We start from the raw sequence: 16,824 nt of genomic DNA on the forward strand, positions 1-16,824 counted from the left end.
AGCGGGTCGGCGGATGGATCAAATTGAGACTGCCAAGGGCCGTACCCCACGCGAGTACGGCCCTTGGCTTGTTCAGTGATCGCCTCCGTCGGAGGTCAATGCCCGCCCGCGGCGTGCGTCTCCTCGATCAGGCCCAGGGTCCGCCCCGGATATCCGGCAGCGTCGAAATACCGGGTCTCGCCCACCGTCTGGTAGTTCAGCACCGTCACGATGCCGGCCGCGTCCGGCTCCGAGCGGCGGATATGTTTCTGGGCCGCCGGCTTGGCGCCGTCGACCATCGCCTCGGTCAGGATGCGGCCGACCAGCTTGCCCTTGTTGGGGATGTCGAGATCCAGGATCCGGGCGATGGTCTTGCCGAGATCGGCGTTGCTCGCCGGTATGTCGCTCTCCAGGCCGCCCCGGAAGCTCGGGCCGACCGCGCCCATGACGTTGCGGGTATCCGAGCGCGCGAAGCTGCCGTGCATGCCCTGGCCCTGCTGCAGTGTGGTGTCCGATACTTCGACACCGCAGGTGGTGGGATCGGCGCAGCCGGTCGAGAAGCTGCGGAAGTTCACGACGATCGCCGGCATCGGGGTCAGGGCCGACCCGTCGAGGGCGATCGATGAGAGCGGCAGGGTTCCGGGGATCGCGCCGAGGGAGTCGCTGACGAACAGGCCGCTGACGTAATCCTGGCGCGACAGGGCCTCCACCACCTTGCGGGCGAGCGCCTTGTCGTTGCTCGGCACGTAGACGAGGTCCGAGCCGCCGTTGGCCGCGACCACCACGTCGGGCTTGACCGGATCGGAGCCGATCAGGCCGTTGGCGCGGCTCGGGAAGACCCCGGCATCGAGCTTCGCGCCCTTCGCGTCCGGATCGAACAGGGTCATGCCGAGGTCGTGGGCGAGATCGATCGCGAGGAAGCCCGGCGGCAGCTGCTTGGCCGGCACGCCCTTGTAGGTCTGCGACGCCGCGAAGCTCGTCGCGCTCTCTTTCGAGATCGTGGAGAAGCCGTGATCCGAGGTGAGGACGATGTCCGTGGTCTCGGCCAGCCCCTGCTCGCGCACGGCGGCCTGGAGGGTAGCGAGGTTGTCGTCGGCGTTGCGGATGGAGGCCAGGCTCGTCGGCCCGTTGATCCCGGGCACCAGCCGCCCGAGACTGTCACCCTGGTTGTGCTGCGTCCCATCGGGATCGCGCGACCAGAACACCAGCACGAACGGTTTCTGCCGGGCTTTGAACAGCGGCAGCACGGCCTTGGTCGCGACGGCGGCGAAATAGCCCTGCTGTTCGACATTGGCCGCGACCGTGCCGGGCGTCTCGGCGGTGCCGGCCTGGCCGTTGGCGCCGCGGGTCGGCGCCTGATCCGGCAGGTTGACCTCCTTGAGCCGGGCGCGGAACGCGTCGCCGAGCGGGATGCCGCCGGCCCGGCCCGTGCTGTCGTCGATGTGGATGTTGTACTGGCCGGTGCGTTCGGTGTGGTCGAAGACCAGGGACGGTCCGAGCTTGCCGATGCTGGCGGTGGAGAAACCCTTGGCCCGGGCGGCCTTCAGGATCGTCTCCTCGTTGAGGTAATTGCCGGCGAAATGCTCGTCGACGTCGCCGAGCACCGGGTCGCTCTCTAGGAACGGGGTCAGGCTGTCGCCGGCTCCGGGCACCGGGAAGGCGGTGTAGATCGTGTTCCCGAACTGGCCGGTATCGCCGAGCATGTGGCCGGTCGCCATCGCGGTGGCGTTCGGCATGGTGAAGGTCGGAAACATCGAATGCGTGTTGGTGAAGCGCACACCGGTCTTCATCAGCCGATCCATGGTCGGCGCAGTCTGCGGGTTCACCATCCCCGCCCGAAGGCCGTCGGCCACGAACAGGATGACGTTGTGGGGCCGCGTCTCGGCACGGGCGGCGCCGGAGGCGCACAATCCGACGAGGCAGGCAACGATGACGCGACGCATGACGAATCTCCGACCGATCCGGGCAGCGGCGTGGCCGGCGAAGATCACAACGCGATGACAGGCGCCCGGCGTTTGAGCTCTGCCAAGCCGGCGGGATTGCAGCCCACAGAAGGGCGCAAGACTGGGCGATCGGCTGAAGCAGCCCCGAAGAACCGCGAAAATACGTACAGGACCGAGTCTTAATCCGCCCCGTTTCGGTCCATTCACATGATCGTGCCGGCTGTTAAATGCTGAGGACGGCGCCTCTTCCACAGAGAACGGCGGCCGTCGCGTAACGCCGTCGCTGAGACCTTGACGTTAGCGCGATCTTTGCTGAAAGAGTGAGTAACCGCATCCGGTATGCCACATTGAAGGGCAGCCCGCGGACGCTTGAACGCTCATGAGACGCGGCCACGACCGGCGCGTCGACTGCAGGCGCACAGCGGATTCAACACGATCGATACGCCACACGGGATCCGCGGGTCGGAACGCGGCCCGGGACGCGCTTGGGAGAGGAAACGATGATCCTGACGAAACGCGCCCTTGTGGGCGCCCTGCTCGGCGCCACGGCGCTGGGGCTCGTGCCGGCGCAGGCTGCGGACCCGATCAAGATCGGGCTCACCGGGCCCTATACGGGCGGCTCGTCGTCCATGGGCGTCTCGATGCGCGACGGCGCCAAGCTGGCCGCCGCCGAAATCAACAAGAACGGCGGGGTGCTCGGCCGCCCGATCCAGCTGATCGAGCGCGATGACGAGGCCAAGAACGAGGTCGGCGCCCAGGTCGCGCAGGAACTGATCAACAAAGAGAAGGTCGTCGCCACGGTGGGCTTCATCAACACCGGCGTCGCCCTGGCTGCCCAGCGCTTCTACCAGGAAGCCGAGATCCCGGTGTTCAACAACGTCGCCACCGGCACGGTGATCACCAATCAGTTCAAGGAGCCGGATTACGACGTCAATTACGTCTTCCGGAACTCGGCCTACGACGTTCTCCAGGCCGGCATGATGGTCGACGAGGCGCTGGCGCAGAACTTCAAGAAGATCGCCATCCTGGCGGATTCGACGAATTACGGCCAGCTCGGCCGCGAGGATATCGAAAAGTACCTCGCGACCAAGGGCGTGAAGCCCGTCGCGGTGGAGAAGTTCAACATCAAGGACGTCGACATGACGGCCCAACTGCTGAAGTCGCAGCAGGCCGGCGCCGACGTGATCCTGGCCTACGGCATCGGCCCGGAGCTGGCCCAGATCGCCAACGGCATGGCCAAGCTCGGCTGGAAGGTGCCGATCATCGCGTCCTGGCCGGCCTCGATGCAGAGCTTCATCGATATCGCCGGCACCAACGGCAACGGCGTGATCATGCCCCAGACGTTCATCGAGGATAAGACGCTGCCCAAGCGGGCGTCCTTCCTCGACGATTACTACAAGACCTACGGCGTGACCAAGATTCCGACCCCGGTGGCCGGGGCCCAGGGCTACGATTCGGTCTACCTGATCGCCGCGGCGATCAAGCAGGCCGGCTCGACCAACGGCCCGAAGATTCGCGAAGCGCTCGAGAACCTGAACACCAAGGTCGAGGGCGTGGTGACCACCTACGATCACCCCTTCACCGCGAAGGACCACAACGCGATCTCGCGCAACATGGTCGTGTTCGGCAAAGTCCAGGACGGCAAGATCGTCTACGCCAAGCCGGAAGACGCGAAGAACGCAGGCGTCGTCCGCGTCAAGGAAAAGTCCTCGAACTGACGCGCGCGGACCCGTGCCCCCCGGCGCGGGTCCGAACGACGGGCAGCTGAGCTCGAACGGCCGGCTGCCCGCCTGCCCCGTGACGCCTGGGACGGCTTCGACACCATGACCATCTTCCTTCAGCTCGTCGCCTCGGGCGTCGCGGTCGGCATGATCTACGCCGCCATCGCGTTCGGCTACCAGCTCACCTTCGCCACCTCGAAGACCCTGAATTTCGGCCAGGGCGAGGCCCTGGCGCTCGGCGCCCTGTTCGGCCTGACGGTTGCGCCGTTCACAGGCTACTGGCTGATGATCCCGCTCGTGCTGGTCTTCGGCTTCGCCCTCGGAGCTGTGGTCGAGCGCCTCGCGGTGCGCCCGGCGATCAAGATCAAGTCCGAGTACGGGTGGATCATGGCCACCATCGCGCTCGGCATCATCTTCCGGAACCTTGCCGAGAACATCTGGGGCCGGGACGATTTGAAATTCCCCTCCCCGCTGCCCGACGCGGCCGTGGAGATGGGCGGCATCCGCGTGCTGCCGATGGAGATGCTGATCGTCGCCGGCGCGCTGCTGATGATGCTCTGCGTCGAAATCTTCAACCGGAAGTCGATCTGGGGGAAGGCAGTCGTGGCCACCTCGAACGACATCGACGCCGCCGGCCTGATGGGCATCAACACCAAGCGGATCATCACCCTGTCCTACTCGATCAGCGCCATGACGGCGGCCTTCGCGGGGGTGCTCGTCGCCCCGGTGACGCTGACCGGCGCCACGATGGGGGCGGTGCTCGCGCTCAAGGCCTTCGCGGTGGCGATCATCGGCGGGCTCGAATCCGGCCTCGGCGTGATCGTCGGCGGCCTCATCCTCGGCGTCGCGGAGACGCTGACCGGCTTCTACATCTCGACCGGCTACAAGGACGTGCCGGGCCTGATCCTCCTCCTCGTTGTGCTCTCGATCCGCCCGGTCGGCCTGTTCGGCAAGGCCGTGATCAAGAAGGTCTGACCGTCATGGCGCATTCCGCCCTCGCGCCCGTCGCCGCGCACCCGCCCGCCACGAACGCCCGCGGCCTCGGGCTGATCGGCGCCGTGCTGCTGGTCGTCGCCCTGGTGGCGTTCCCCCTCGTGGTGACGAGCACCTATTACATCCACCTGCTGACCGTGATCGCGATCTACGCGATCCTGATCCTCGGGCTCGACATCGTGGTGGGCTATACCGGCCAGGTCTCCCTCGGCCATGCCGGCCTGTTCGGCATCGGGGCCTACGCGGCCGCGACGCTGTTCCTGCACTTCAAGATCGGCATCTGGCTGGGGCTGCTCGCCGGCATCGGCGTTACGGCGGCATTCGGAATCCTGCTGGCGGTCCCGGCGCTGCGGGTGACCGGGCCCTACCTGGCGATGGTAACCCTGGCCTTCGGCACGATCATCCAGATCTTTATCAACGAGCTGACCCCGATCACCAACGGGCCGCTGGGCATCACTCTGCCGCCGGCCCGGGTGCTCGACTTCTCGCTGATCGGCATGCAGGCGCCCTGGGGCGCGGCCGGGCGCAAGCTGGAATTCTACTATCTCGTCTGCGCGGCTTTGCTGCTCACCATCCTGGTGGTGAACCGGGTGGTGCGCTCGCCCTTCGGTCGGGCCTTCGAGGCCCTGCGCGACTCGCCGATCGCCTGCGATTGCATGGGCGTCAGCGTCTACCGCTACAAAGTCTACGCCTTCGTGGTCTCGGCGGCGCTCGCCGGCCTCGCCGGGGCGCTGTTCGCCTGGTCGGAGCGCTACGTCGCGCCGAACTCCTACGGCTTCGAGCTCACGGTGCTGTTTCTGCTTGCGGTCACCATGGGCGGGCGCAAGTCGCGCTCCGGGCCGCTGATCGGCTCCGCGATCATCGTGATGATGCCCAACATCCTGGCCGATATCGAGCTCGTCCGGATCATGGCGGGCCTCATCGCGGCCGCGGCCGTGATGGTCGGCGCCCTCGCCTTCATCCGCAAGCAGCCGAACCGCTACGCGATCCTGGTGCCGGTGGTGCTGTGCGTGCTGTTCCTGCCGGCGACCCTGGCGCTGCAATCGGTCACCGATTTCCGCCTGACGGTCTTCGGCCTGATGATCCTGTTCGTGGTCTACTACCTGCCGGACGGCATCGTCGGCTTCCTGCGCCAGAAGATCCCGGCGCTGCGGCCGGCCCACACGGCAGAGGGTCGCGATCTCGCCGCCGGCGGTGCGGCGCTGATCGCCCAGCGCGGCGATGCCGGCGGGGACGCACTGCTGAAGGTCGAGCAGGTGCTGATGCAGTTCGGCGGCCTGAAGGCGCTCGCCGGGATCGACCTCACCGTGAAGCCGGGGACGATCCACGGCCTGATCGGGCCGAACGGCTCGGGCAAGAGCACGATGATGAACGTGCTCACCGGCATCTACAAACCCACGGCCGGGTCGGTGACGCTGGCGGTCGCCGGCGGCCGGCGCCTCGACGGGCGCACGCCCTCCGAGATCGCCCTGTCGGGAGTGGCCCGCACCTTCCAGAACGTGCAGCTGTTCCACGAGATGACCGCGCTCGAGAACGTGTTGGTCGGCCTGCACCACACCTTCCGGGGCACGATCTTCGACGCGATCCTCGGCACGCCCCGTCGACGGCGCGAGGAGCGCGAGGCCCGCGCCCGGGCCATGTCGATCCTGGACTTCATGGGGCTTGGAGCCCTCGCCCAGGAGGAAGCGCGCAACCTGCCCTACGGCAAGCAGCGCCTTCTCGAGATCGGCCGGGCGCTCGCCCTCGACCCCGTGCTCCTGCTGCTCGATGAGCCGGCCGCCGGCCTCACCGCGCCCGACATCGCCGACCTCGTGGCAATCATCCGCAAGATCCGCGACGCCGGCATCACGGTGATCCTGATCGAGCACCACATGGACGTGGTCATGGGCCTGTGCGACCGGGTCAGTGTCCTGGATTTCGGCCACAAGATCGCCGAGGGCGGCGCCCGCGACGTGCAGCAGGATCCCAAGGTGATCGAGGCCTATCTCGGCGCCCCCGACGACATGGGCGGCAGCAGCCCGGAGCACGCCCATGCTTGAGGTCTCCGATCTCCACGCCGGCTACGGCCAGATCGAGGTCCTGCACGGCCTCACGTTCCAGGTGCCGAAGGGCCAGGTGGTCACGCTGATCGGCTCCAACGGCGCCGGCAAGACCACGACCATGCGGGCGCTCTCAGGGATGATCCGCCCGCGCGCCGGCACGATCCGCCTGAACGGCCGCGAGATCGGTGGGCTCGACAGCCACGACGTCGCCCGCGAAGGCCTGGCGCATTCGCCGGAGGGCCGCCGTGTGTTCCCGACCCTGTCGGTCGAGGACAACCTGACGCTCGGCGCCTTCCCGCGGCTGACCGGGTCCCGGCCGAAGGGCGATGTTGCCGCCGACCGCGAGCGCGCCTTCAGCCTCTTCCCACGTCTCAAAGAGCGGCGCACCCAGCTCGCCGGGACGCTCTCGGGCGGCGAGCAGCAGATGCTCGCCATGGGCCGTGCCCTGATGCTGCGCCCCGAGATCCTGCTGCTGGACGAGCCCTCCATGGGGCTGGCGCCCAAGCTGGTGGAGGAGGTGTTCCGCATCATCCGCCAGCTCAAGGAGGAGCGCGTGACGATGCTGCTGGTCGAGCAATTCGCCATGGCGGCGCTCGGTGTCGCCGACCACGCCTACGTGCTGGAGAACGGCCGGATCCGCTTCCAGGGCCCGGCCGCCCAGCTCAAGAGCGACCCGGCGGTGCGCGCCGCCTATCTCGGCGGCGGCCATTGAGCCGTCCGGCGCCCTGAAAACGGGAACGGCCGCGATCGTCTCCGATCGCGGCCGTCCAACGCGTTAATCGCGGTGTCTTACGCGGCCTTGGGCTTGGCCCGGTTCAGCAGCTTGCGGTTCACCAGCACCTCGGCGATCTGCACCGTGTTGAGCGCGGCGCCCTTGCGCAGGTTGTCCGACACGCACCAGAAGTTCAGGCCGTTCTCGATGGTCGCGTCCTCGCGGATGCGCGAGATGTAGGTGGCATCCTCGCCCGCCGCCTCGTGCGGGGTCATGTAGCCGCCGTTCTCGCGCTTATCGATCACCAGGACGCCCGGCGCCGAGCGCAGGATCTCGGTGGCCTTCTCGGCCGAGAGCGGACGCTCGAACTCGACGTTCACCGCCTCCGCATGCCCAATGAAGACCGGCACGCGGACCGCGGTGGCGGTCAGCTTGATCTTCGGGTCGAGCATCTTCTTGGTCTCGGCGACCATCTTCCACTCTTCCTTCGTGTAGCCATCCTCCATGAACACGTCGATGTGGGGGATGACGTTGAAGGCGATGCGCTTGGTGAACTTGCCGCCTTCCTTGATGTCGCCGGCGGTGAACACGGCGCGGGTCTGGTTGAACAGCTCGTCCATCGCCTCCTTGCCGGCGCCGGACACCGACTGGTAGGTCGAGACCACGACGCGCTTGATCGTGGCCGCCTCGTGCAGAGGCTTGAGGGCGACGACCAGCTGGGCGGTCGAGCAGTTCGGGTTGGCGATGATGTTGCGCTTGGTGAAGCCCACCACCGCGTCGGCATTCACCTCGGGGACGATCAGCGGCACGTCCGCGTCGTAGCGGAACGCCGACGAGTTATCGATCACCACGCAGCCCTGCTGGCCGATCCGGGGCGACCATTCCTTGGAGGTCTCGCCGCCCGCCGACATCAGGCAGATATCGGTGTCGGAGAAATCGTAGGTGTCGAGGGCTTTGACCTTGAGCGTTTTGTCGCCGAAGGAGACTTCCTGACCCTGGCTGCGGCGCGAGGCCAGCGCCACGACCTCGTCGGCGGGGAAGGCCCGCTCGGCCAGGATATCCAGCATCTCACGGCCCACGTTGCCCGTGGCGCCTACGATGGCGACCTTGTAACCCATCTCTCGTCTCCGCGCGGAAAACCCCGACCGATCCGGGTGCCGCGCTCTTGCCAGCAAACTCGGCCGAAGGATCGTTCGCGCCGAAGGGGCGCCCGGCGAACGGGCACGGCCGCGAACCCTCACGAAGTGGGGGCGACGGCCTGTCCGAGCAAGGCGCCGAAGGCGTGGGGCTGTCAAGGCCAGGATTGGCGCTGCAAGACTCGATTTACCCTGTGGCGGGAATGCCGGGCATGACGGCCGGTTGGAGGGTGGTGATCAACCCGGCGCGGTGATGATCGCGGGCGGCCAAGACGAGCGGCCGTCCGCACGGGGCATCATGCAGACCGACCCACCGAGCACAGATGAGGCGGGCGCTTCCAGCGCGCCCAAGGGTTGGCGCACGCTCTCGCTGGTCGGCCTCGGCCTGCGTCTCGTCATCGCCTCGGCAATGATTGCCGGTCTCTGTCTCTATGCCCGCCAAGCGCCGGTGGCGCCGCAGGTGGCAAAGCCCGTCACGGCGGCGTTCGTACCGGCGATGCCCGCGCCGAAAGCGCCCTCCCCAGCCGCCCCGGTGCGGTTCGGGCTCACCGAGCCCGGCCTCGACCCGATCCGGGTCGCGGCCGGCCGGATCGATCCGGCGACCGGTCTACGCGAGGATGCGCTGGCACGGGGTGTCTTCGAGGCGTTCGAAGCTCCGGCCCTCCGGGTGACGCTGACCCGCGGCGACGCGGCCGGACGGGCACCCGGCCTGTTCATTTTGCTGGCCCGGCGGGCCGCGACCGATGGGCCGGCGCTGGCCGTGATCCGTACCGGGCCGGGCGGCACGATCGCCACCAAGTTCGGCGCCGTGGAGACATTGGAGGTCACTCTCGGCGGCCCGACCCAGCGGACCTGCTTGGGCTTCGTCAGCCGCGAGACCGCTTTCCGGCTGGACGGCTGGCTCTGCGCTCCCCTTGGGCATCCCCCCGAGGCGCGAACCTTGGGCTGCATGGTCGATGCGCTGAGCCTCGACGACCCGGCGGATCCCGACGCGACCGCGGCGTTCATGGCCCCCCGGACGGATCAGGGATGTCCAGTCACGACGGTCGCGGATGCCTCCGAACCGACCGGGTCGATCGGTCGTCGGCGATCGCACACGAAAAAATGAGGCCAGAATAGGGCAAATCGCCGAAGCTCGGCCATTTTCGCGGAACCACAGCCCCACTCAAGCGTCGTTCTATCAAAGGCGGCGAACTGTTAAGCTTCGGTCGCCATACTGATGGCACTCACAGACAAGGTTGGCCATGCGCTCGCTTAAGATCGCTCTTCTCGGCGTCATCGCCGCCACCGGCTTCGGCGCTCTGGCGTCTGCGCCCGCCCAGGCCCAGGAGGGTTTCGGCCCGGGTCGCGTCTACAGCGTCAGCCGTCCGCTCCCGATCCGCGTCCGTCCGCGCAGCTGGCTCGATGCCGGCAACGTGCCCCTGACCTCGAACGTTCCGGGCGCCGGCGGTTCGGGCAACCCGGCCCTGAACCCCTACCTGATCGCGGCGTCGAACCAGCTGAACCCGGCCTTCGGCCCGAACGACCGCTTCGGCCGCGGCATCCTGCCCGACCCGATCACCAACGGCCCGTTCATCGGCGCGCGCTCCACGGCCGTCCGCAACGTCGACCTGTCGTTCGTCGACCGGCTGGACCCGACCTCGCCGCTGTACGGCCGCCCGTACTAAGCCGAGCCCTATCCCTGACGGTGAGAAGCGCGGGCCCTCGGGTCCGCGCTTTTTCGCGTTTTTGGGGCTCAGTCACGCACCGCCGCATCCTGAGGTGCGGGCGTCGAAGGAGCGCTCCGGCTGCCCCGGTGATCCCCGGCGCGCTCCTCCGAGACCCGCTGACGCGGGCTCATCAGGATGAGGCAGGAGGGTCGGGCGACCGCCGACTTGAGCCCTTCGTGGGATCGATCCGCGTGGCAGGCGACCGCGGGCTCGGCACCGCGTCGGTTACTTGACCTGCACGCTGTCGACGACTTCACGGAACTTGGCCAACACGCCGGTGCGCTGATCCTCGCGCACGACGCCCAGAGCGCGCAGGTACCCGTCCGGATTGAATCGGATGGTCTGTGAGACGACCACGGGAACGTTGGTCGGCATGTCGACGGCCCGGGCGACGATCTCGTGCCAGTCGACGCCGTTGGAGCGGTAGCTCTGCGCGCGCTCGATCACGAAATCCTTCATGGTCTGGTTCGAGGCCAGGGCCGCCCGGGCGAAGCCGTCGCGCTGCTCGGCGGCGGGCGGCTGCTGGACCGCCTGGGCCAGCACCAGGATCGGCTGTTCCAGATTCTGCATCTGGTCCTTCGGGGCCGCCGTGAGCAGGACCGAATTGCCGGCCAGCACCCGGATCGGTCGGAAGCCCGCCATGTTGCCGATGCGGAACGGCAGGGCCTCGACCTGCTGGTCGAGGGTGAGCGGCGGGCGCAGGGTGACGCCGGTCACCAGCTTGCGCATCGTCTCCTCGGTCTCGGCATCCGGCAGCGCCTGGGCGATGATCAGGCCGGTCACGGTCGGCGTGCCGACCACCAGGATCCATTTGCGGATCGCCGGTGCGGTGGCGTTGGGATCGGCGGGCTGCTCGCCGGTGTAGAGCATGCCCTCGTTGTCGCCGACCTTCACCTCCTCGCGCTTCTCCACCGCGAAACCCTGGCTCAGGAGGTTGGCGTCGGTGAAGCCGCTGACCAGTTCCGCGAAGGCGTTCGGCGGCAGCTCAACCACCGACAGGGTGGCGCCGCCCTCCTTGCGCTCGAAGCCCGAGAAGCGCCGCGACAGCGCCATATCGGCCGGCGGCTCGAAACCGAAGCGGGAGCCCGGTGGATAGACCGGATCGGCGGCAAACGCCGCAGATCCGAGCCCGGCCATCAGGACGGCCAGGGACAGAACCCGCCCGAGACGCAGCGTCAGGTTACGCACCAGCATCGGAAACCGGTTCTCCACGCGCGAGGACCCGAGCGGGCTCGCTTCGTGCGATGGGTCTGCCCGCGGCCATTATCTGTCAAGCCGACAATGAGGCGGACGCGCGATCGGTCCGGGGAGAGACGATCATCAACGCGGCGAGACTGATACCGCAGGCGTAGGCCGCCAGGTTCCAGGCCGAGAAGATATTGCCGAGAAGCAGCTGGCCGGCCAACGTCCTGCGGAACGCGTCGAGCTCGGCACCGTGCAACAGGCGGCTGCCTTCGATGCCGGCCGCGATGACGCCCGCGGCGACCAAACAGCCCGGCACGCGCCAGCCGGGTGGCCGCACGGCAGCAACGAGCGCGAACAGCATCGCACCCCAGAGGATGCCGCCGCCGTAATGGTGAATCGCCAGGGGCAGATCCCATTTCGGCAGCCGCAACAGCAGCCCGAGGCCGATGAACGCCGCGGCTGCGCCGAGAGAGCGTGTCCGGCTCATGGCACGGCCACGCCCGCCGATGCCGGGGAAGCGAGGGGCTGAGCGCTCAGGCGGCTGATCCCGTTCACCCGCGCGATCAGCGTGTAGGACACGATCATCAGGAGGAACCAGGACGAGAGTTTCGCGAGCGGGACGGGGGACCAATGAAGCTTCTGGTTCGGGTAGAGCCACGTGCCGGTGAAGGTCCCGACATTCTCGGCGAACCAGATGAAGAGCGCCACGAGGAGCAGGCCGAGGAGGAGCGGCATCCTGCGATGGGATCGCCAGACCTGGAAATGGATCGTGGCCGGCGCGAACAGGATGACCGCAACCGCCAGGAGGCCGTAGCGCAGGTCGTAACCCAGGTGATTGGTCAGGAAGTTGACGTAGATCGCCACCGCGAGGGCCGACAGAAAAGTCAGGTTCGGGTGCCGGGTGAACCGGAAGTCGAATAGGCGCCAGACACGGGCCAGGTAGCTGCCGACGGCGGCGTACATGAAGCCGGTGAAGAGCGGCACACCGCCGATCCGGAAGGCGCTGATTTCGGGGTAGACCCAGCTCCCGATCGCCGTCTTGTGCACCTCCATCACCGTACCGATGACGTGGAAGACGAGGATGACCTTGGCCTCGGTCCAGGTCTCCATCTTGGTCGCGAGCAGGATCGCCTGAAGCGCCAGCGCGGCGAGGAACAGCGCGTCGTAGCGCGCGAGCGGCGCGTGGGCCGGCCAGACCAGGCGCGTGCCGATCATCAGCGCGAGCAGCAGGCCGCCGAACAGGCAGGCCCAGCCCTGCTTCACGCCGAAACGCAGGGATTCGTAGAGCGCCGCCGCGACGGGCCCGCGGCCGGCAGCGGCATCGCCCAGGCGGCGCTCAGCCGCGATGAACCGGGCGATGGGCGGCCATTGCGCCGCCGCGCTGTCACGTCGCGCGAAAGAGGCTGGCTGCATGGCTGGATCCCGTAAGGTTGCGGCCGTGAGAGCGAATCACCGTCATGGCTCTCCGGTGACGCCGGCGGTGACCCGGCGCAGGGTCAGGTTGCAGCGCCCGCCATCCGGCAGAAAGCCTGGCAATGAATTCTCAGCCAGCAGGTCGTTCTCCGGATAGAGGCGGTCGACCCCGTGGTGGATCAGGCGCGAGGCGCCGCCGATCACCAGGACGTCGCCGGGATGGAGGCGGATCGAGCGGGTCGGGTCCGAGCGGCGCAGGCCGCCGTAGCGGAACAGGGCCGTGGCGCCGAGCGACAGGGAGACGACCGGGGCGGAGAAATCGGCCTCGTCCCGATCCTGGTGCAGGCCCATCCGGGCGTCCGGGGCGTAGAGGTTGATCAGGCAGGCTTCGGGCGGCGCCGGAAACGCCGCCAGAGCGTCCCAGGCGGCCAGCGCGAGGGGTGGGATCGCGGGCCACGGCTGGCCGGTCTCCGGATGGTTCGGTTGGTAGCGGTAGCCGCTCCGGTCGGAGACCCAGCCCAACGGGCCGGCATTCGACATCCGCACCGAGAAGGGCTTTCCGGTGCGCGGCATGCACGGGGTGACGGGCGGCGCGGCCGCCAGGACCGCCGCGACTTCGGCGGCGAGCCGCGCGCGGGCGGCCGGATCCAGGAAGCCCGGATGGTGGATCAGGCCCGGCGCGAGTTCGGTCGCCAATCAGCGGTCCGCTTCGCCGTCGCGGGCCAGGATCTGCTTGGAGGCGACCGTGGTGTCGGCGGCCAGCCGGTAGACCAGCGGCACGCCGGTCTTGATCTCCAGGCCGGCGATGGTGTCGGGGCCGAGATGGTCGAGCACCATCGCCAGGGCGCGCAGCGAATTGCCGTGGGCCGCCACCAGGACCCGCTGCCCAGCCATCACCCGGGGCAGGATCGTCTCGATGTAATAGGGCAGGACCCGGGCGGCGGTGTCCTTCAGGCTTTCGCCGCCGGGCGGCCGCACGTCGTAGGAGCGCCGCCAGAGGTGGACCTGCTCCGCGCCCCATTTGGCACGGGCATCGTCCTTGTTGAGCCCCGCGAGGTCGCCATAATCGCGCTCATTCAGGGCCTGCGACCGCTGCACGTCGAGATCCGGGAGGCCCATTTCCTCCAGCATCAGCGCGCAGGTGCGCTGCGCCCGGATGAGTTCAGACGTGAAGGCGATATCGAACCCGTAGCCCGCCTGCTTCAGGGCTCGTCCGGCCGCGCGCGCCTCGTCGATGCCACGCTCGGTGAGACCGGGGTCGCGCCAGCCGGTGAACAGGTTCTTGAGATTCCACTCGCTCTGGCCATGGCGAGCGAGGACGAGCAGTCGCTCCATCGGCAGATCGTATCCCTCCTTGGTGGCCTAGAGCCCGAGCACATCCGCCATGGAATACAGTCCCGGCGGCTTCGGGTGTGCCCAGAGCGCGGCCTTCACAGCGCCGGCGGCGAACAGCCCGCGATCGGCGGCATGGTGACTGATGGTCAGGGTCTCGCCGGCGCCGGCGAAGATCACGCTGTGGTCCCCGACTACGGAGCCGCCCCGCAGGGTGGCGAACCCGATATCGCCGGGGCGGCGCGCGCCGGTATGCCCGTCCCGGGTCGAGACCCGCACGTCCTTCAGGTCGACGCCGCGGCCCTCCGCGGCGGCCTCGCCGAGGAGCAGCGCGGTGCCGGAGGGCGCATCCACTTTCATGCGATGGTGCATCTCGGCGATCTCGATGTCGAACTCGTCGCCCAGCGCCTTGGAAACCCGGCGCACCAGCTCGGCCATCAGATTGATGCCGAGCGACATGTTGCCGGAACGCACGATGCGCGCGTGGTAGGCGGCGGCCCGGAGTTTGGCGAGGTCGTCGTCCGACAGGCCGGTGGTGCCGACCACGTGGACGATGCGGGCCTGGGCAGCCAGCTCGGCGAATTGCACGGTGGCGGCGGGGGCGGTGAAGTCGAGCACCCCGTCCGCGGTGGCGAAGGCCTTCAGCGGGTCGTCGGTGACCGGCACGTCGAGGGGCGGAAGCCCAGCCAGCACGCCGGCATCCTGCCCGAGAACCGGCGAGCCCTCGCGCTCGATCGCCGCCGCGAGGGTGCAGCCCTCGGCCTCGGCCACCGCCCGCACCAGCATCCGCCCCATGCGCCCGCCAGCGCCGACCACCACGAGCCGCATTCGCCTTGTCCTGTCATCGTTCCGTCCCGGACAAGCCTGGCCGATGTCGGGCGCGCCATCAATGGCCGGACGCCGGCCGGGACTGTTTCGGGCGGGGGCTCCCACGGCCTCTCTCCGATGAGAAGGGCGCGGGAGCCTGCGTGACGGTTAGTCCTTCTCGGGGGCGATCGCCTCAAGACCGCCGATATGCTTCTGCGCGTAGAGCGGCAGGCCGATCTGCTTGATCAGCTCCAGCTGAGTCTCGAGGAAGTCGATATGGCCTTCCTCGTCCTCGGCGAGATCCTCGAACAGGCGCTCGGAGACGCGGTCGTTGATCGATTCGCAGTACTTGGCAGCTTCGAGGTACAGGCTGCGCGCGCCGTTCTCGGCGGCGAGATCGCATTCGATGATCTCCTGCACGGTCTGCCCGATTCGCAAAGGCTCCAGCTCCTGCAAGTTCGGGAAGCCGTCCAGGAACAGGATCCGGTCGATGAACCGATCCGCGTGGTTCATCTCCTCGATCGATTCCTTGCGCCAGAACTTGGCGAGATCGATATAGCCCCAATCATTGAGCATCCGGAAATGCAGCCAGTACTGGCTGACGGCGGTCAGCTCGCTCTTCAGGCCGCGATTCAGGTACTCGATGACCTTGGTGTCGCCCTTCATGCCCCCGTACTCCTTACAGCTAGTCTGGCGGGGGGGCATTGGCGTCACGCCGTGATCCCGTCCTCCGCAGTTTGGAATAAAACCAAACTGCAAGCGCTGGCGCAAGCCGTGGAGCATTCATGGCTGCTCTGATCGGCCGCCGCTTCTCTCAGCGCATTGCGCATGATTTCCCGGATGGTCCGGGCGCAGCGCCCGCATTTTGGGCTGCAGCCGAGGCAGGCATAGACCTGCGCCGGGGTGCGGGGACAGCCCGGCCCGGGCGACAGGCAGCTGCGAACGGCGCCATCGGACAGGACGTTGCAAGAACAGACGATCATGCGCGGTGCAGAACCCGTCTTCCTCGGGCCAGACCCGAACGCGTCGGGCCAGGCAATTCGGATCTACCAGATTAGAATGACTGAAAAGTAGAAGACTTTTCAATATCTTACTGGTCATCGGGGAGATGGCACCGCTGCCCCGGCGGGTCAAGGCAAAGCCAATCACCGCGTCGCGATCGATCTCTCACAGCCGGTCAGAGGCCTTGAAGACCGAAGGCGTCACGCGGGACATCCGGCCTCAGCGGGCGAGTTCGCGCAGGCCCAGCCGAATCAGCACCTTGGCCTCGGCCCCCTCCTCGGCGCCCTTCAGGGCTGCCGCGATCGCGGCGGCGGCCTGCACCTGCGGGTAGCCGAGATTCACCAGCGCCGAGATCGCGTCGGCCACGGGTTTGGGGGCGGCCCCCTCCTCGACGGCGCCGGTCAGCGCGATCAGCGCCGGATCGACCGGGGCGAAGGAGGGGGCCTTGTCCTTCAACTCGGCGTTGAGCCGGGCCGCCAGGCGCGGCCCGACGCCGGGCGCCCGGCTGATCGTCCCCTTGTCGCCGGTGGCAATGGCGTTCGCGAGGGCGTCGGGTTCCAGCACCGACAGGATCGCCAGGGCGACCCGCGCGCCGACGCCCTGGACGGTCTGGAGCAGGCGGAACCACTCCCGCTCGGCATCCGAGCGGAAGCCGTAGAGCCGGATCATGTCCTCGCGGACATGGGTCTCGATCGATAGCTCCGCCGCCTCGCCGACCTTAGGCATGCGCTGGAGCGTGCGCGCCGAGCAATGTGCGATGTAGCCGACGCCGGAGACGTCGAGAATCACGAAATCCTCGCCGAACGAATCCACCACGCCCTTAAGCTTGCCGATCATTCTGTGCCCGTCC

At 68.0% G+C, this 16,824-nt stretch carries 17 protein-coding genes; 6 read left to right on the forward strand and 11 right to left on the reverse strand.

The features are described 5' to 3' along the window. Positions 1 to 95: 95 nt before the first annotated feature. Complete coding sequence (locus tag AKJ13_RS05355; RefSeq protein ID WP_050732413.1) at positions 96 to 1,922, reverse strand: nucleotide pyrophosphatase/phosphodiesterase family protein; 1,827 nt, start codon at positions 1,920 to 1,922, stop codon at positions 96 to 98. Between the two features lie 500 nt (positions 1,923 to 2,422). Between AKJ13_RS05355 and AKJ13_RS05360 the strand changes: the two genes are divergently transcribed. The 4 genes from AKJ13_RS05360 to AKJ13_RS05375 all read left to right on the forward strand — a co-directional run bounded on the left by AKJ13_RS05360 (position 2,423) and on the right by AKJ13_RS05375 (position 7,390). After that, a complete protein-coding gene (locus tag AKJ13_RS05360) occupies positions 2,423 to 3,640 on the forward strand; it encodes an ABC transporter substrate-binding protein (protein WP_050732414.1) in 1,218 nt (405 codons plus the stop codon). Positions 3,641 to 3,745: 105 nt separating this feature from the next. Further along, the gene (locus tag AKJ13_RS05365) at positions 3,746 to 4,618 is read left to right on the forward strand and encodes a branched-chain amino acid ABC transporter permease (protein ID WP_050732415.1); all 873 of its coding nucleotides are present in this window, start codon (positions 3,746 to 3,748) and stop codon (positions 4,616 to 4,618) included. Positions 4,619 to 4,623: 5 nt separating this feature from the next. Then, positions 4,624 to 6,675 (forward strand): branched-chain amino acid ABC transporter ATP-binding protein/permease, encoded by a 2,052-nt coding sequence (locus AKJ13_RS05370; RefSeq protein WP_050732416.1) that lies wholly within the window; start codon positions 4,624 to 4,626, stop codon positions 6,673 to 6,675. Further along, positions 6,668 to 7,390, forward strand: a complete 723-nt coding sequence (locus tag AKJ13_RS05375) for an ABC transporter ATP-binding protein (RefSeq protein WP_050732417.1) — start codon at positions 6,668 to 6,670, stop codon at positions 7,388 to 7,390. Before AKJ13_RS05370 ends, AKJ13_RS05375 begins: the two co-directional genes overlap by 8 nt. Before the next feature lie 77 nt (positions 7,391 to 7,467). On the opposite strand, the gene AKJ13_RS05380 is transcribed toward AKJ13_RS05375, so the two are convergent. Next, positions 7,468 to 8,508 (reverse strand): aspartate-semialdehyde dehydrogenase, encoded by a 1,041-nt coding sequence (locus tag AKJ13_RS05380; RefSeq protein WP_007568179.1) that lies wholly within the window; start codon positions 8,506 to 8,508, stop codon positions 7,468 to 7,470. 241 nt (positions 8,509 to 8,749) lie between these two features. Here AKJ13_RS05380 and AKJ13_RS05385 point away from each other — a divergent pair, with 241 nt between their 5' ends. After that, positions 8,750 to 9,634: a hypothetical protein gene (locus AKJ13_RS05385; protein ID WP_244471517.1), complete on the forward strand. Its 885-nt coding sequence runs from the start codon at positions 8,750 to 8,752 to the stop codon at positions 9,632 to 9,634. Between the two features lie 136 nt (positions 9,635 to 9,770). Continuing rightward, positions 9,771 to 10,193 carry a hypothetical protein gene (locus tag AKJ13_RS05390; RefSeq protein ID WP_007568184.1) on the forward strand — a complete coding sequence of 141 codons (423 nt, stop codon included), beginning with the start codon at positions 9,771 to 9,773 and terminating at the stop codon, positions 10,191 to 10,193. Between the two features lie 267 nt (positions 10,194 to 10,460). Here the strand turns inward: AKJ13_RS05390 and AKJ13_RS05395 are convergent, their stop codons facing one another. From AKJ13_RS05395 to ruvA, 9 genes are all read right to left on the reverse strand, one after another. Then, positions 10,461 to 11,429, reverse strand: coding sequence for a hypothetical protein (locus AKJ13_RS05395; RefSeq protein ID WP_050732509.1), 969 nt, complete (start codon positions 11,427 to 11,429; stop codon positions 10,461 to 10,463). 76 nt (positions 11,430 to 11,505) lie between these two features. Then, positions 11,506 to 11,907, reverse strand: coding sequence for a DUF2809 domain-containing protein (locus AKJ13_RS32560; protein WP_050732418.1), 402 nt, complete (start codon positions 11,905 to 11,907; stop codon positions 11,506 to 11,508). Beyond that, complete coding sequence (locus AKJ13_RS05405) at positions 11,904 to 12,833, reverse strand: DUF817 domain-containing protein (protein ID WP_050732419.1); 930 nt, start codon at positions 12,831 to 12,833, stop codon at positions 11,904 to 11,906. Before AKJ13_RS05405 ends, AKJ13_RS32560 begins: the two co-directional genes overlap by 4 nt. A 42-nt stretch (positions 12,834 to 12,875) precedes the next feature. Continuing rightward, positions 12,876 to 13,529 (reverse strand): alpha-ketoglutarate-dependent dioxygenase AlkB, encoded by a 654-nt coding sequence (locus AKJ13_RS05410; RefSeq protein WP_050732420.1) that lies wholly within the window; start codon positions 13,527 to 13,529, stop codon positions 12,876 to 12,878. Next, entirely contained in the window at positions 13,530 to 14,168 is a 639-nt protein-coding gene (locus AKJ13_RS05415) for a 2,3-bisphosphoglycerate-dependent phosphoglycerate mutase (RefSeq protein WP_050732421.1), read from the reverse strand. It abuts the gene before it with no gap. A gap of 27 nt (positions 14,169 to 14,195) precedes the next feature. Beyond that, a complete protein-coding gene (dapB, locus tag AKJ13_RS05420) occupies positions 14,196 to 14,993 on the reverse strand; it encodes a 4-hydroxy-tetrahydrodipicolinate reductase (RefSeq protein WP_050732422.1) in 798 nt (265 codons plus the stop codon). 147 nt (positions 14,994 to 15,140) lie between these two features. Further along, on the reverse strand, positions 15,141 to 15,638 hold the full coding sequence (gene bfr / locus AKJ13_RS05425; RefSeq protein WP_007568197.1) for a bacterioferritin: 498 nt from the start codon (positions 15,636 to 15,638) through the stop codon (positions 15,141 to 15,143). A gap of 44 nt (positions 15,639 to 15,682) precedes the next feature. After that, entirely contained in the window at positions 15,683 to 15,955 is a 273-nt protein-coding gene (locus AKJ13_RS32565; RefSeq protein ID WP_082316868.1) for a (2Fe-2S)-binding protein, read from the reverse strand. 238 nt (positions 15,956 to 16,193) lie between these two features. Then, complete coding sequence (ruvA, locus tag AKJ13_RS05430) at positions 16,194 to 16,811, reverse strand: Holliday junction branch migration protein RuvA (RefSeq protein WP_050732423.1); 618 nt, start codon at positions 16,809 to 16,811, stop codon at positions 16,194 to 16,196. Positions 16,812 to 16,824: the final 13 nt, after the last annotated feature.

Origin of the sequence: Methylobacterium sp. ARG-1, from assembly GCF_001262595.1 — a bacterium.
Lineage (GTDB): Bacteria > Pseudomonadota > Alphaproteobacteria > Rhizobiales > Beijerinckiaceae > Methylobacterium > Methylobacterium brachiatum.